This is a genomic window from Angustibacter speluncae (genome assembly GCF_054777815.1).
Genome location: NZ_BAAHAF010000012.1, coordinates 1 through 13,926 on the forward strand (window position 1 = coordinate 1; position 13,926 = coordinate 13,926).

The window sequence follows — 13,926 nt, forward strand, 5'->3', positions numbered from 1 at the left end:
GCCGACGACGGGGTGCGCGCGACCGCGGCCTTCGTGCTCGCCGGTCGCGCGGGCTGAGCGGGGCGCCGGCCGGCGTCAGCGGACGGGCGCGCCCACCTGCAGCGCCGGGGGCAGCACCTGCCCGCCGCTCGCCTCCCAGGACGCCGGGCCCCCCGGCAGCGCGCCCAGCAGGCCGACCTGCTCGCGGCACCACGGCGTGACGTCCGGGCCGTCCCCGCCCACGCGGTCGGTCAGGTCCTCCCACGGCACCCAGTCGGCGTCGTCGAGCTCGTCGGGGTGGCCGGTCACCACCTGGTGGCGCACCGACGCGACGACGACGGGGCAGAACTCGTTCTCCAGCAACCCGTTCCGTCGCGCCTGGAACCGGTACGCGGGCAGGACGACGCGCACGTCCTGGACCCGCAGACCCGCCTCCCGCAGCGCGCGCCGGCGCGCCGCGTCCTCCAGCGTCTCGCCCGGGGCGGGGTGCCCGCCGACGCTGCTCCACGTGCCGGGGAAGGTCGAGCGGCGGTACGCGCGGCGGGTGAGGAGCACCCGGTCGGCCTCGTCGACGAGGAAGACGCTCATGCCGAGGTGCAGCGGCGTGGTCGCGTCGTGCACGGACGACTCGGGTCGGGTGCCGACGGCGTGGCCGTCGTCGTCGAGGAGCACCACCTGGGCGGCGGTCGCGGTCGGGGCGTGCATCGGTCCTCCGGGTCGTCGGGGTCTCCCGGCCCCTTCTGCCCGAAGGGCCCCGGTGGATGCAGCCCCGTTGACCTGCGCGTGCCGGCGCGGCAGCGTGGTGCGACTCGTCCGCTGCGCCTCGGGAGCCCGCGATGCGACGTCGGTACCTGCTGCGATCCCTCCTCGTGCCCGCCCTCGCCCTGACCCTGGTGGCGCCGGCGCCGACCTCGCCGGCGTCCGGGCAGGCCGAGCGGCCCGACGTGCTGGTCGTGCTGCTGGACGACCTGCGCAGCGACGAGCTCGCCCCGCTGTCGTTCCTGCGCGACGGCAGCTGGACGCGCTTCACCGACGCCGCGGTCGAGGTGCCGATGTGCTGCCCCAGCCGCGCGTCGCTGCTGACGGGCCGCTACGCGAGCGACGTCGGCGTCCGGTCGAACTCCGAGGGCATGCACCTCGACGACCGCCGCACCCTCGCCACCGCCGTCCGGGCGGCCGGGTACCGCACGGGACTGGCGGGCAAGTACCTGAACGGCTTCCCGTGGACGCGACCCGACACCTACGTCCCGCCGGGGTGGGACCACTGGCGGGCGTTCGGGTCGGCGGCCGAGCGGGAGGAGTCGCGCGGGCAGTACTCCGCCGACTACCTGGCGTCGACGACGACGCGGTTCCTCGACGCCACGGCCGCGCGCACGCCGTTCTTCCTCTACCTCTCCTTCGGGCAGCCGCACCTGCCGGCGACCCCGGCGGCACGGCACGCGACGGCGCCGGTCGCGCTCGCGCCGTGGCCGCCGAACTTCGACGAGGCGGACGTCTCGGACAAGCCCCCGCCGATCCGCCGGCTGCCGCTCGCCGACGACGCGACCGTCGCCCGCTGGACGGCCGAGCGCACCGCCAGGGCCCGCTCGCTGCTGGCGGTCGACGAGGGTGTGCGGTCGGTGCTCGACCACCTGCGGCGCAGCGGGCGGCTCGACCGCACGGTGGTCGTGGTCGCGAGCGACAACGGCTACGGGTTCGGGTCCCACCGCGTCGAGTCCAAGGCGTTCCCCTACGAGGAGCTGGTGACCGTGCCGTTCTTCGTCCGCTGGCCCGGCCGCCCGGGCGGGACGGTCACCCAGCAGGTCAGCCTGCTCGACGTCACGCCGACCGTCGCCGCGCTCGCGGGGACGAGCGTGCCCCGGGCGCGGGGCCTCGACCTCGGACCGGTGCTGCGCGACCCTGCGGTGCGCCTGCCGCGCACCTGGGTGTTCCTGGAGGGCCCGCGCCGCGAGAACCCGTGGCAGGCGGTCCGCAGCGAGGCCTGAAGTACGTCGAGTACGACGGCGGCGCCCGCGAGCTGTACGACCTGCGCGCCGACCCGTCCGAGCTGCGCAACGTCGTCGACGACCCGGAGTACGCCACGCGGCTCCAGCGGGCCGCCGCCGCGCTCGCGGTGCTGCGACCCTGACGGGTGCCGCGCGTGCCGCCGGGTGGGTGAGGGCGGACGCGTCCGGTGACCCGGATTCGTCTTCTGCCCGGGAGTCTGCGCCATTCGGAGGACGCGGGTGCGCGCGGTGCGTAACCTCGTCTGCGGCGACGAGGTCTGTCGGGGCCGCGTCAGGGGTGACGGAGGTGCCGCCGTGGGCGGAGCGGTGAGGACGAGCAGGGCGGTGGTGGCCGTCCTGCTGGGTGCGGCGCTGGTGGCCGCGGGCGCGACGACGGCGACCGCGGCTCCGCGGCCGGCGGCGGCGCTGAGCGCACCGATGGCGACGATCCCGTTCTCGGGGTCGGGCGCGGTCGACGGCACGGGTACCGGCGCGCCGGGTGACGCGGCGCGCAACGCCGCGGTGGCCGCGGCGTGCAACGGCGGCGCCGCGATCGGTGCCCCGCAGTGGCACCGGCTGCCGGCGGCGCACGCGCAGCGCGTGCTCGTGTCGGTCGACGCGCCGTACTACGACACCGGCCGCGGCCCGAGCTTCAACCCGTCCGGCGTCGCGATCACCGACGCCGCCAGCGGCAAGGTGCTCTCGTGCGGCGGCGCCCCGTTCGCGCTGACCCGCAACCGGCCGGTGGCCGTCGTGGCGTTCTACCGGTTCGTCCCGGCGGCGTGCGACTGGTCGGTCGAGGACTGCTACTGGCAGGACGGCGACCTGCGGCTGCTGGTGAGCCCGACCTCCGGCGCCGCGCCGGTCAACGACCTCCAGGGTGCCGCGACGCCGATCCCGTCGCTGCCCTACGTCGGCACCGCCGACCTGTCGGTGGCCGACCCCGACGGCGACGTCACCGACTTCATCGACTTCGACCACTGCTGGCTGTCGGCGATCGACCCCTCGATGCGGTCGACCGCGTGGTGGACCTGGACCGCCCCGGCGTCCGGCCCGATGCCGCGCCTCGGCGTCGACCTGGGCACCGCGTGGCCGTCGAGCTCGACGCCCACCCCGCAGGTGATCGTGGGCGAGGTGGGTGCCGGCGGCATCAGCCTGGTGCAGCGCCAGGACCCCGACCCGTGGAACTGCGAGAGCCCGCAGGTCGTGCAGGCCGGCAAGACCTACCTGATCGGCGTCGCCGTCTACGACGACGACTACTACGAGGCGATCCTCCACAACGGCGCGCCGGTCACGCTGCGCGTCGGGGACGTGATCGGCCCCGGCTCGCCCACCCAGGTCGCGGTGACCACGCCGGCCGCCGGCAGCGCGCAGCTGTCGTGGCAGGCCCCGCTCACGCCCGGCGCCTCGGCCGTCACCGGGTACCGCGTGGTCGTCGACCGCCGGGTCGCCGGCGGACCGTGGCAGACGGTCAGCACCGTGAAGCTGTCGGCCTCGGCCACCTCGCACGCCGTCACCGGGCTCACCGGGTCGGACGTGTTCCGGCTGCGGGTGCGCGCGCTGAACGGCTTCGGCCCGGGTACGCCCGTCGACACGGTGGTCGCGTCCGGCTGACCGGCTCGAGCTCCGGAGCAGGCGCGAGCGTCGTGTCCGCCGACGTCCGCGTCCGTGCCGCGCGCGCCGCGGACGCCGCCGCGATGGCGGCGGTCGACGTGCGCTGCTGGCAGGAGACGTACCGCGGCGTCATGCGCGACGCCGTCCTCGACAACCCCGCGCTGCCCGCCGCGCGCGAGCGGTCCTGGACGGCCGCTCTCACCGACGAGCGCCACCGCGGGAACCGGATCGCGGTCGCCGAGGTGGGCGGGGACGTGGTCGGCATCGCGATGTCCGGTCCGCCGCTCGACGACGACGCGACCTGGTCGCGCCAGCTCGACGTGCTGTACCTGCTGGCCGCCCACCACGGCTCGGGTGGTGGTCGGGCGCTGCTCGAGGCGGTCGTCGAGCCGGGGGAGCCGGCGGCGCTGTGGGTGGCGGACCCGAACCCGCGGGCGCAGGCGTTCTACCGCCGGCACGGGTTCGCGCCGGACGGCTCCACGAAGGTCGCGCACGACGTGCGGCACCTGCGGATGGTGCGCGGCGCGCCGGACGCGCCGGGACGGGCTGCGGTCGCACGACGTCGCGACCCTGCCTAGCCTCGTGGACGTGGACGTGGCACGGACCCTCGGGCGCCGAGGGGTGGGACAGATCCTCTGGCGCGAGGTGCCGGTGACGGCGCGGATGGTGACGCCGAAGGTGCCCGCCGAGGTCGTGGTGCAGCTGCAGTGGGCCGACGGCACCACCCGCCGCTGCCGGGCCGAGGCCGTGCTGTGGGCCTACCCCGGCGACGACTTCCCGGCGGTGTACTGCGAGCTGGTCGACCCGCGCTCGGGCGAACCGGTCGGCGGCTGGGTGCACGGCGGCGACGTCCGCCGTCCCTGAGCGGACGGACGACCGACCGGAGTCGGTCGAGGTCCCGCCCCCGGCAGGTGCTCCCGGGTGCGGCTGCACGGGGAGGGTCGTGGCGCAGGGACGCCGACCGGCGTCCGCGACCACGGCGCCGGACGGCGCCCGTCCCACCGGAGGAACCCATGACCACGCGCAGCACCCTGCAGCGCACCACGCTCCTGACCCTCGTCACCGCGGTGCTCGCCGCCCTGCTGGTGGCCGCACCGCCCGCGACGGCCAGGGCCGCCGAGCACCCCGTCCGGACCCAGGCCGCCGTCGCGGCCGAGCACGACGCGTCGTCGGGGACGTACGTGCGACCGCACTGCGAGCGGGTGTCCGGTGCGGTGCGCTGCGGCCTGAAGTACACGAACACGGAGTCGAAGGTGCTGGTGGCCGCGGCGATCGCGGCGCTGGCGGCCGGTGGTGTCGTCGCCTGCAAGAACGTGGTGGCCTGCAAGATCCTGGTGGCGACGGTCGGCGCGGCGCTCACCACCTGGTGGACGGCCGTCGTGCGGGACAACCGCTGCCTGTTCTCGTTCTCGACGGGCACGAGCAGCCGCTTCGCGCTGGTGCGTTGCTGACCGTGGCCTCGCCGGGACTGCGACGGGCCGCTGGGCCGGTGCTCGGGCTCGTCTGCGGGCTGGCCGTCGCCCTGCTCGTCGGCTGGGCGGTGCTCGGGTGGACCACCCAGCTGCTGCTGCCGGTGGGTGTGGTGGCGGTCGCCTGGGCCGTGGGCGAGGTCGTGCGGCGGCTGCTCGAGCTCGAGGAGCCACCGCGGTGACGGGCCCCGGGTGCGGCGGGCCCCCGCGCCGCACCCGGGGCTCACCGTCCGGCCGGCGTGGGGAGACCGACCTCGGCGCGGACGGCGAGCGCGATCGCCTCGGCCCGGGTGAGGCCGAGCCGGCCGAGCAGCGAGCCGACGTAGTCCTTGACCGTGGACACCGCCAGGTGCAGCTCGGCCGCGATGTCGGCGTTCGAGGACCCGCGGGCGAGCAGCGCCAGCAGCCGCAGCTCGGCCTCGCCGAGCCCGTCGAGGCGGGCACGCGCGGCCACCAGGCGGCGGTGGTACGGGACGAGGTCGCGGACCAGCGACGGCACGAGCTCGGGGCAGAGCCAGCCGCGGCCGGCAGCGACGTGGTGCACCGCCGCGACGAGCTCGGTGCCGCCGACGGTGTCGCTGAACAGGCCGCTGGCGCCGGCGACCAGGACCTCGGGCACGACCTCGGTCTCGTGCGCCCCGACCTGGACGAGCCACCGCGCGCCCGAGCCCGCGAGGGGTCGCCGGGACGGGTCGGACACCGCCGTGCGCGCGTCGCTCACCACCACCTCGGGCGCACTGCCCGGGCCCGTGCGGGCCGCCTCGTCGGCGGAGCGCGCCGCCAGCAGCGCCAGCCCCGGCGCGGTCGACAGGGCGTCCTCGATCGCCCTCCTGACGAGTCCCTGCGCGTGCAGGACCAGCACCCTGACCACGACCCACCCCTGTCGTCCGCGTCTGCGTCCGGGCGATCGGCAGACGTGTGTTCGAACCGCTGTCTACCACTACTGACCGACAACGGATCTCACCACTGTAATTCGCCGCCGAACGACGTCAGCACCTCCTCAGGGCGGTCATCCGCACGCCTTCGGTCGGTTCCGTCCGCGGACCTGCGGCGCGCGTCAGCGGGACGGCACGATGCCGGAACGCCCCTGCCAGCTGCCGTGCTCGGACAGCGGCCGGAAGCGGTAGGTCGCGAACTCGTGGTGGAAGTCGCGCCGCTCCCGCTCGGCCATGGCGGCGGCGTGCCGGTCGGGCGACGGCGCGGCCGCCGAGCGCCCGTGCACCATGTCCTCCATCTCCTGCACGCTGCGCCAGACCGAGAACGTCGAGATCGTCCGCGGCGGCCGCAGGGCGGCCAGGCCGAGCGCGACCGCGGGGTGGTCGCGCACCTGCCGCTCGACCGGCCGGCCCCACCGCAGGAACCGCGGCAGCTGCGGCAGCCGCATCCGGGCGAGCGTCACGGCGACGACGGGCTCGTCCCTCGCCCAGCGACCGGCGCGCACCGGCAGGCCGGGCAGCGCCTCGACCGACGACCAGCGGCGCAGGAACTCGAGGCGGACGTGCCACCCGCTCGCCAGCCGCCGTCCGCGCGGGTCGTGCTCGAGGAAGCGCTCCAGCGCGGCCTCGTCGCGCCACTGGGCGAAGACGGCGAGGCGGCGCAGCTGGAGGCGGTCGGGCGAGGCGACCGGTGCACCGAGCCGCATCAGGGCCAGGCACTCGGCGTGGTCGAGACCGGGGACGCTCGCGCCCGACGGGCCGTGCGCCAACCAGCGCGCCCCGACGGCGGCGGGCACCGTCGCGAGGTGGAAGCTGTGGAGGGTCACCGCGGTGACTCTCGCACAGGTGCCCGCGGGTGCGACCATGGCACGTGGTCACCACCGAGGGACGCCGGGCCGAGGCCGGGTCGCCCTACCTGCCCGACACCTCCTTCGACCGGTTCGTGCGGATGGTGCGCCGCGCGGTCGACGTCCCCGTCGCCCTGGTGTCGTTCGTCGAGCCCGACCGCCAGCGCTTCGTCGGGGCCGTCGGCCTGCCCGAGCCGTACCAGACCTCGCGCGAGACGCCGTTGTCGCACTCGTTCTGCCAGTACGTGGTCGCGGACTCCGCACCGCTCGTGGTCGCCGACGCGCGCGAGGACGCCCGGCTCTGCGACAACCTCGCCATCCCCGACCTCGGGGTGGTGGCGTACGCCGGGTTCCCCGTGACCGACCACCTCGGCACCGTGGTCGGGTCGCTGTGCGCGATCGACGGGCACGCACGCGAGTGGGCGCCCGACGAGCTGGCCGCGCTGGAGGACCTGGCGGCCGCCTGCTCGGCCGAGCTGTCCCAGCGCCGGCTGCGCGACCTGGCCGACGAGCGGTTCGAGGAGGCCGTCCGCGCGGGCGCGCAGTCCCAGCTCCTGCTGCGCCTCAGCGAGTCGCTGTCCGCCACGCGGACGCTGGCGGAGGTGGTCCGGGCGACCGCCGAGTCGGCGGACACCGGCCTGGGGTGCGTGCGTGCCGGCATCTGGCTCCGGCCGACGGCCGACGTCCTCGACGTGCCCGACGAGGGCGAGGACGCAGGTCCCGTCGCGCCCGAGCCGCTGCGCCTGGTCGACGACGAGCAGCACGCCGTGCTGCCCGCGGACGGGTCGAACCCGCAGGGACGGGTCGTCCTGTCCGGCGAACCGCTCCACGTCGCCGACGACGGCACCGAAGGGGCGCGTGCGTACCTCCCGCTGACGGCGGGCGGGTCCACCTACGGCGTGCTCGACCTGGTGTGGGAGACGCCGCGCGTGGTCGACGCCGACGTGCGGGCCGTCACCGCGGCGCTGGCGTCGTACTGCGCCCTCGCGGTTCAGCGGGCGCTGCTGCTGGAGGAGCGGATCGACGTCGGATCGGTCCTGCAGCGTGCGCTGCTGCCCCAGGTGCCCGAGGTGGCGGGTGTGCGGCTCGTCCCGCTCTACCGCCCGGCCGCGGTGCGCAACGAGGTGGGGGGCGACTGGTTCGACGCCCAGGAGCTGCCCGACGGCTCCCTCGACGTCGTGGTGGGCGACGTCGTGGGGCACGACATCGCCGCCGCCGCGGACATGGGCCGGGTCCGGACGATCCTGCGCACGCTGGTGTGGGACCGACCCGGCTCGACGCCCGCCGAGGTGCTGCGCCAGCTCGACCGCGCGCTGAGCGACCTCGGGGTCGCGCGGATGGCGACCCTCGTGCACGGACGGCTGGCGCCCCCGGTGGCCGCCGGGAACCGGCGGTGGGAGTGGACCAACGCCGGGCACCTGCCGCCGCTGCTCGTGCCGCCCGGCGGCCCCGCCCGCTACCTGGTCGCCGAGCAGCGCGACCTCATGCTCGGTGTCGTCCGCGACACCACCCGCAGCACCCACGCCGTCGACCTCGCACCGGGCTCGGTGCTGGTGCTCTTCAGCGACGGCCTCGTCGAGAGCCGTTCGCGACGCCTCGCGGCCGGTCTGGACGAGCTGCTCGTGGTCGTCGAGCGGCACCGGCACCTCGAGCCGGCGGGCCTGGTGCAGGCGGTGGCGGACGAGATGCTCTCCGCCGCACCGCAGGACGACGTCGTCGTGCTCGCGGTCGCCACCGACGTCTGAGTGGGGGTTCAGCGCGCGGCGAGCGCGCGCCGCACCTCGCGGACCCCGGGGTTGCTGAGCACCACGTCGCCGACCGCCACGGTGGGCACGAGCTCGTTCCCGTCGTTGTGCAGCCGGACGAAGGCCGCGGCCTCCGGGTCCTCGTGGATGTTCACGAGCCGGTGCGGGGTGCGCGTGACGCGCAGTGCCGCCCGCAGCCGCAGGCAGAACGGGCAGCCCGGGCGCCAGTAGACGGTGGCCTCGCTCACGCGGTGATCGTCCCACCGGGAGGTGCCGGTGTCACCGGCCGTTCGTGCCGTGCGCCGGTTCTCGGGTGATGCTGGACCGGTGACCCGACCTGCCCGGCCCGCCTTCCACCCCGACCTGCGGCGCGGACGGTTCATCCCGCCGCTGTGGTTCGGGCCCGTCCTCACCGGCCTGCTGGGACGGGTCCGGCCGCGTCCCGGTCCGGGCGACCCGGCCGTCCGGGTCGAGCAGCTCGAGCTCGCCGGCCCCGACGGCGGCCCACCGGTGCAGGTGCGCCTGCACCGGCCCGTCGCACCGGGCCCGGTGCCGGTGCCCCTCGTGCTGTGGGTGCACGGCGGCGGACTGGTCTCCGGCACGCCGGTGCAGGACGACGCGACCTGCACCGCGTTCTCGCGCGAGCTCGGCGCCGTCGTCGCAGCCGTGCGCTACCGGCTCGCGCCGGCGCACCCCGGGCCGGCGGCGGTCGAGGACGTGTACGCCGCGCTGCGCGGCCTGCACGCCCGGGCCGCGGACCTCGGGATCGACCCGTCCCGGATCGCGGTCGCCGGTGCGAGCGCCGGCGGCGGGCTCGCCGCCGCGGCCGCGCAAGTCGCCCACGACCGCGGCGAGGTGCCGGTCGCGTTCCAGCTGCTCGTGTACCCGATGCTCGACGACCGCACCGTGACCCGCACCGACCACGACACCCGCGGGGTACGCGTCTGGACGCCGCGTAGCAACCGGTTCGGCTGGACGTCGTACCTCGGCGGTCCGCCCGGTGCGGACGTCGTCCCGGAGTACGTGGTGCCGGCGCGGCGGCACGACCTGTCCGGCCTGCCGCCGGCCTGGATCGGTGTCGGCGACCTCGACCTGTTCCACGACGAGGACCTGCGCTACGCCGAGCGGCTCCGAGAGGCCGGGGTCCCGTGCGAGGTGCACGTCGTCCCGGGCGCGTTCCACGGGTTCGACGCCCTGTTCCGGTCGGCGGGCGTGTCGCAGGAGTTCCTCGCGACGCAGGTGGCCGTGCTGCGCGAGGCGTTCGGCTGACGGTCGCCGCGGCGGGGTACGGGAACCTGCACCGTGTCGAGCGCGTCCTCGTGAGACGAGGGCTCGTCGCAGGTCGCGGCGGGTGGACGCCGGGTCCAGGTGGAGGAACGGTCCGGGGAGTCGACCGATAGGCGGGAAGGTGGCGTCAGTGCGAGCAGCGGTGCGGCGGAGCGTCGTCGGTACCTGCGTCGCAGGTCTGCTCGGCGTCCTCGGCGTCGGCCTCGCCGCTGCCGGCAGCGGGTCGGTCGAGGTCGCGCGGCTGAACGCCGAGAGCGGCACGGCTGCAGCAGTCGAGGACGACTACACCCGCGTCGTCGAGCTGTTCGACCAGGAGCCCGAGGCGTGGGGAGGCGCCTACGTCGACGACGAGACGCTGGTCGTCACGACCGTCACCCGCACGCCCGAGCAGGCCGTCGTCGTCCTCGCGGACCGCGGGCTCACCGGCGACGTGGAGGTCCGACAGGGCGACGTCTCGCGCGCGGAGCTCGCCGCGGCGGTCGACACGCTCAGCGGGGACCCGGCCGTGCGCTCCGTGGCGAGCGCGGTCGGTCCGGACCACCGCACGGGCACCATCGTGGTGGGCGTCCGTCACTGGTTCGTGCCGCCCCGAGCCGTCAGCCCGGTCCCGATCCCCCTGCAGGTGAACGGCATCCCGGTCCGGATGCAGTACGAGGGCGCTCCTGCGCCCGTGGGTTGACGCCGGACAGGTCGAGCACCGTCCGCAAGGGGAGGGATGATCGGACGGTTACCGGCAGTGGACTGGCAGATGTCGACGACCACCGTCAAGGTCCAGGCCCGGACCCGCGACCAGCGGCTTGAGATCGCCGCATCGCGACACCTCAGCGCCGACCAGGTCATCGTCACCGCCCTGGCCGCCTTGCAGCGCGACGAGCGACGCCAGCTCGCCGCCGCCGAGGCCCGAGCCACCGCCGCTGATCCCGTCGACCTCGCCGAGATGAGGTCTACCGACTGCCCGCTCGCGGCAACGTCCACGAACAGCAAGGCAGGCGGTACGCGGTTGTCCTCCCACCCGACTGGCTCGCACTGCGCACGTGGGTCGTGGCGTTCACGAGCACCAGTGCTCGACCGACGAGCTTCCGCTCGGAGGTTGGAGATCGGGGGGCAGCCGACGCTTGGTCTGTACGGCCAGATTGCGACGGTCGACCTCAGCCGGCTCGCTGAGCAAGCGGGCTACGTGACCCTCGACGAGGTGCAGCGTGTCGATGCTGCGCTTGCTCTCGTGCTCGACCTCTGACGCCCGCCGGCGGCGCTGTGACGCACCTGTGTTGCACGAGGTCGCTACAGGCCGCCACGGCTTCGAACCAAGACGACGTTCTCCGCCGAGCAACCGGGGCAGCGCAGCCGGTACTCGCCTCGGCCCGCCTCATCGTGGGCAAGCGCAGGCATCCATCGTGCCTGCAGCTTGTATTCGTGACATTCGGGGCACTGAACATCCACGACGCCGGACTCAACGACTTGGCGCGCGGCAGCTATCCAGGCGGCTCGCGCACTCATGCGATCGAGCGTATGGGCACGGGGCGGTGTGGGGCAGCGCCGGCAGGCGGCGAAGTGGGGCACGTCGGCTACGGCGGCGTGCGAACATCACGTGTGCCCAAGCACTGGTTGTTCGATCGAGAGGACGCGCGCACCGTCCTGATCGTCAGTGTTCTGATCCTGGCCTTCGCCATTGGCGCAAGCGTCGCCGCGACAGGCATCCCCCGGGTATTCATCGCGGTGTGGATCGCCGCTTCGGTCGCTCAGGTGATCTACGCGATCGTTCGCCTCGTGCGTGAACGACGGGCCGGCAGCGCGCATCGCTCCCGTAGCTGATCGTCCGAACATGAAGTTCGGGTCGACGCAGACGGTCAAGCACAGGGCACTACGCACGCCGACTCGCGGCGGAAGGACACGGCTCCGATCGGCGTCCTCTTGTCACCGCGCCGCGTCTCGACGGCGGCGGACGCCACACTGGACCGGTGACCGAGTTCCACGGCATCAGCGACCGACCTGGGCGCGGCATCATTCCGCATGCTGGGCTGTACGAGTTCTGGACCGACACAAATGTCCCGGTCCGGCTGCATGACGCGACGTTTCTCGGCCTCAACTATCGGCTCTCTAGGGCCGACGCTGTCCATGCTGTTCATCTACGACGACCCCGAATGGACCCCGCCTGAGGCGGCCGCTACCCCGGTCATCCGTTTCAGCTTCATCGGCGTAACCGACTTCCACGCTGACGAAGACCCCGAGGCCTGGAGCGAGCCACCGGTTCCGCCCGGGCAAGTGGCGCTGTTCAACTACGTCGAGCCGGACTGGTTCGACCTGCATGTAGCCGCGCTGCAAGTTCGCTTCTCCGCTCGCCAGCTGCACGTGACGCTGGAGCCGGCCTGAGGGCGGATCCGCTGCTGATGCGCATTGCCGCAGCGAAACGAGCCGCGGATCCGAAGTGGACCCGCTCGCGGCGGAGTGGGGCAGGTCTTCGAGCGAGGCGACCATCACTACCGAACTCTCAAGGTGCAGTTGCGGCCCACTGGCGACGGTCAACCCGTCGAGCGGCGAGGCGCCGTCAGCGATCTCGCGGGAGTCGCACCTACGGCCACTTGAACTGCAACGGCTGACGTGCTCCGGCTCCGCGTCATCCATGCCACGACGTCTAGTAGCCGAAGAATGCTGATCCGGGTGCTGACGTGAGTTGGACGCAGCGCTTCGATCGTCTCGCGCAGCTGCCCGTCACGCAGAACCACGCTCAAGGGGATCCAGGACTCGTCTCCTAGATCGAGGGCCTTGGCTATCACGGAGTCGACGATGGGCACGAGATGCGGGCGCTTCCGAGCCAACAGCTTGCTGGCCCGCGTACGCCCGACGCCGTCGATCTGACGCACAAGTCGCCAGAGCAGGATGGCCCCGTCAAGATCCGCTGTTGAGGCTTCCCACAAAGGCCGGTCTAGCGTGACCGCCCGCAGTGCTTCATGGAGAGGTGCGGAACCCAGCAGGGTGCGAACCGCCGTCGGCCCGTACCGGACGTCCAATAACGAGGCAGCGAGGATGTCGTCGACAACAAAGTGATCGCGGGGGTTGTCCGCAAGCATCCCACTCGGGTCGAGACCGTCGAAAAGTGCGCCGGCGAAGCCTCCGTCAGCGTCGAAGTAGGCCGCCGTAAGGGCAGCTGCATGCGGACTTTCGACGATCTCCCGAATGTTTCGGCGAACACTGTCGATATCCGTCGGCCTAGGCATGCGATCCATCATGACGTTCGTTGGGCCTCGCGTCAGGCGCCTCCGTGCTCCCGAAGTCCGGGCCTTAAGTCTGATGAGTACGGCGACGACGCCGACGCCCAGCCGATCCAGCCGCTCGCACCCGTAGCCGCGGAGCGATCGACCTTGGGGTCGGACGGCTCGCGGCGAAGCGGGGCTGAGTCGCTCGCGCCGGGTGCACGCCGAGGCGGCGGTCGCAGAACTAGGCTGCGCACATGACCTGGAGCCACTTGAAGCGCGCTGAAGAGGGCGTGGTCGTGGTGGCCGTAACTCTCACCTTCGCCATCGTGATTCATTGGCTGGTAGTGGGCTTCGCATGGGGCACCGCTCTCACCCTGATTGGCGTCGCTTTCAGCGCTCTCTCGGTACTCATCTCAGCGCGCGAGCGCAGGCGGCGCGAGCGGCGTACCGGTGCGTCGGCAGACCGTCACTGATCCCGGTTGCGCGAGCCGCCCCGTCCTGGACGGAGCCGACCTCGACTGCGCGGATTGGGGCAGCGTCAGCAGGCGTCGAAGTGGGGGACCGCGGCTACCGGACCTCGCCACAGCCGACGCGGACCTAGGCTCAGGGCGTGCAGACGTCACCGTGGGCTCTGGTCCTGGTGTTGATCATGCAGGTCGCGCTGCTGGGCCTGATGGTCCGTAACGCCGTGGTCGACGGCGCGGGCGCGCTTGGGTGGTCTTGCATCGCCTTGGTTGTGGTCTTATTCGCGATCAGTGCGAGCTGGCTGATCCGCCAGTACCGCCGCAGCCGTTCATAGAAGTCGACGCCCGCAACCGCACGCGGCGGAAGGACTCAGGTCGCCGAAGCGCCCATCTGTCGAAGCTTGGG

The 13,926-nt window shown here is 73.8% G+C and carries 20 protein-coding genes; 15 read left to right on the plus strand and 5 right to left on the minus strand.

Annotated features, from left to right (window positions below):
- Positions 1-75 precede the first annotated feature (75 nt).
- Positions 76-684 (minus strand): NUDIX hydrolase, encoded by a 609-nt coding sequence (idi, locus tag ACYVKY_RS01070; RefSeq protein ID WP_460433136.1) that lies wholly within the window; start codon positions 682-684, stop codon positions 76-78.
- A 131-nt stretch (positions 685-815) separates the two neighbouring features.
- Between idi and ACYVKY_RS01075 the strand changes: the two genes are divergently transcribed.
- The 7 genes from ACYVKY_RS01075 (at position 816) to ACYVKY_RS01105 (ending at position 5,229) form a co-directional block, all read left to right on the plus strand.
- Entirely contained in the window at positions 816-1,964 is a 1,149-nt protein-coding gene (locus ACYVKY_RS01075) for an alkaline phosphatase family protein (protein ID WP_460433137.1), read from the plus strand.
- Positions 1,937-2,107, plus strand: coding sequence for a hypothetical protein (locus tag ACYVKY_RS01080; protein ID WP_460433138.1), 171 nt, complete (start codon positions 1,937-1,939; stop codon positions 2,105-2,107). The genes ACYVKY_RS01075 and ACYVKY_RS01080 overlap by 28 nt, the downstream gene beginning before the upstream one ends.
- Positions 2,108-2,291: 184 nt before the next feature.
- Positions 2,292-3,578: a fibronectin type III domain-containing protein gene (locus ACYVKY_RS01085; RefSeq protein WP_460433139.1), complete on the plus strand. Its 1,287-nt coding sequence runs from the start codon at positions 2,292-2,294 to the stop codon at positions 3,576-3,578.
- A 32-nt stretch (positions 3,579-3,610) separates the two neighbouring features.
- Positions 3,611-4,156 (plus strand): GNAT family N-acetyltransferase, encoded by a 546-nt coding sequence (locus tag ACYVKY_RS01090; protein WP_460433140.1) that lies wholly within the window; start codon positions 3,611-3,613, stop codon positions 4,154-4,156.
- Between the two features lie 43 nt (positions 4,157-4,199).
- The gene (locus ACYVKY_RS01095) at positions 4,200-4,442 is read left to right on the plus strand and encodes a hypothetical protein (protein ID WP_460433141.1); all 243 of its coding nucleotides are present in this window, start codon (positions 4,200-4,202) and stop codon (positions 4,440-4,442) included.
- Between the two features lie 149 nt (positions 4,443-4,591).
- Positions 4,592-5,029 carry a hypothetical protein gene (locus tag ACYVKY_RS01100; RefSeq protein WP_460433142.1) on the plus strand — a complete coding sequence of 146 codons (438 nt, stop codon included), beginning with the start codon at positions 4,592-4,594 and terminating at the stop codon, positions 5,027-5,029.
- Positions 5,030-5,031: 2 nt separating this feature from the next.
- Positions 5,032-5,229: a hypothetical protein gene (locus ACYVKY_RS01105; RefSeq protein WP_460433143.1), complete on the plus strand. Its 198-nt coding sequence runs from the start codon at positions 5,032-5,034 to the stop codon at positions 5,227-5,229.
- 41 nt (positions 5,230-5,270) lie between these two features.
- Here ACYVKY_RS01105 and ACYVKY_RS01110 read toward each other — a convergent pair whose 3' ends face one another.
- Positions 5,271-5,918 carry a LuxR C-terminal-related transcriptional regulator gene (locus ACYVKY_RS01110; RefSeq protein WP_460433144.1) on the minus strand — a complete coding sequence of 216 codons (648 nt, stop codon included), beginning with the start codon at positions 5,916-5,918 and terminating at the stop codon, positions 5,271-5,273.
- A 186-nt stretch (positions 5,919-6,104) separates the two neighbouring features.
- On the minus strand, positions 6,105-6,809 hold the full coding sequence (locus tag ACYVKY_RS01115) for a hypothetical protein (RefSeq protein WP_460433145.1): 705 nt from the start codon (positions 6,807-6,809) through the stop codon (positions 6,105-6,107).
- A 44-nt stretch (positions 6,810-6,853) separates the two neighbouring features.
- On the opposite strand from ACYVKY_RS01115, the gene ACYVKY_RS01120 reads away from it, so the two are divergent.
- Positions 6,854-8,575 carry a SpoIIE family protein phosphatase gene (locus ACYVKY_RS01120; RefSeq protein ID WP_460433146.1) on the plus strand — a complete coding sequence of 574 codons (1,722 nt, stop codon included), beginning with the start codon at positions 6,854-6,856 and terminating at the stop codon, positions 8,573-8,575.
- Between the two features lie 8 nt (positions 8,576-8,583).
- Here the strand turns inward: ACYVKY_RS01120 and ACYVKY_RS01125 are convergent, their stop codons facing one another.
- Complete coding sequence (locus tag ACYVKY_RS01125) at positions 8,584-8,823, minus strand: thioredoxin domain-containing protein (RefSeq protein ID WP_460433147.1); 240 nt, start codon at positions 8,821-8,823, stop codon at positions 8,584-8,586.
- Between the two features lie 79 nt (positions 8,824-8,902).
- Here ACYVKY_RS01125 and ACYVKY_RS01130 point away from each other — a divergent pair, with 79 nt between their 5' ends.
- The 5 genes from ACYVKY_RS01130 to ACYVKY_RS01150 all read left to right on the plus strand — a co-directional run bounded on the left by ACYVKY_RS01130 (position 8,903) and on the right by ACYVKY_RS01150 (position 12,232).
- Positions 8,903-9,844 (plus strand): alpha/beta hydrolase, encoded by a 942-nt coding sequence (locus tag ACYVKY_RS01130; protein ID WP_460433148.1) that lies wholly within the window; start codon positions 8,903-8,905, stop codon positions 9,842-9,844.
- A gap of 139 nt (positions 9,845-9,983) precedes the next feature.
- Positions 9,984-10,541, plus strand: coding sequence for a hypothetical protein (locus ACYVKY_RS01135; RefSeq protein ID WP_460433149.1), 558 nt, complete (start codon positions 9,984-9,986; stop codon positions 10,539-10,541).
- A gap of 57 nt (positions 10,542-10,598) precedes the next feature.
- Positions 10,599-11,099 (plus strand): hypothetical protein, encoded by a 501-nt coding sequence (locus ACYVKY_RS01140; protein WP_460433150.1) that lies wholly within the window; start codon positions 10,599-10,601, stop codon positions 11,097-11,099.
- A gap of 176 nt (positions 11,100-11,275) precedes the next feature.
- On the plus strand, positions 11,276-11,674 hold the full coding sequence (locus ACYVKY_RS01145; RefSeq protein ID WP_460433151.1) for a hypothetical protein: 399 nt from the start codon (positions 11,276-11,278) through the stop codon (positions 11,672-11,674).
- A 303-nt stretch (positions 11,675-11,977) separates the two neighbouring features.
- The gene (locus ACYVKY_RS01150) at positions 11,978-12,232 is read left to right on the plus strand and encodes a hypothetical protein (RefSeq protein ID WP_460433152.1); all 255 of its coding nucleotides are present in this window, start codon (positions 11,978-11,980) and stop codon (positions 12,230-12,232) included.
- A gap of 149 nt (positions 12,233-12,381) precedes the next feature.
- On the opposite strand, the gene ACYVKY_RS01155 is transcribed toward ACYVKY_RS01150, so the two are convergent.
- Positions 12,382-13,089: a DUF6308 family protein gene (locus ACYVKY_RS01155; protein ID WP_460433153.1), complete on the minus strand. Its 708-nt coding sequence runs from the start codon at positions 13,087-13,089 to the stop codon at positions 12,382-12,384.
- A 221-nt stretch (positions 13,090-13,310) separates the two neighbouring features.
- On the opposite strand from ACYVKY_RS01155, the gene ACYVKY_RS01160 reads away from it, so the two are divergent.
- Positions 13,311-13,529, plus strand: a complete 219-nt coding sequence (locus tag ACYVKY_RS01160; RefSeq protein WP_460433154.1) for a hypothetical protein — start codon at positions 13,311-13,313, stop codon at positions 13,527-13,529.
- A 137-nt stretch (positions 13,530-13,666) separates the two neighbouring features.
- Positions 13,667-13,855: a hypothetical protein gene (locus tag ACYVKY_RS01165; RefSeq protein ID WP_460433155.1), complete on the plus strand. Its 189-nt coding sequence runs from the start codon at positions 13,667-13,669 to the stop codon at positions 13,853-13,855.
- The last annotated feature ends 71 nt before the right edge of the window (positions 13,856-13,926 follow it).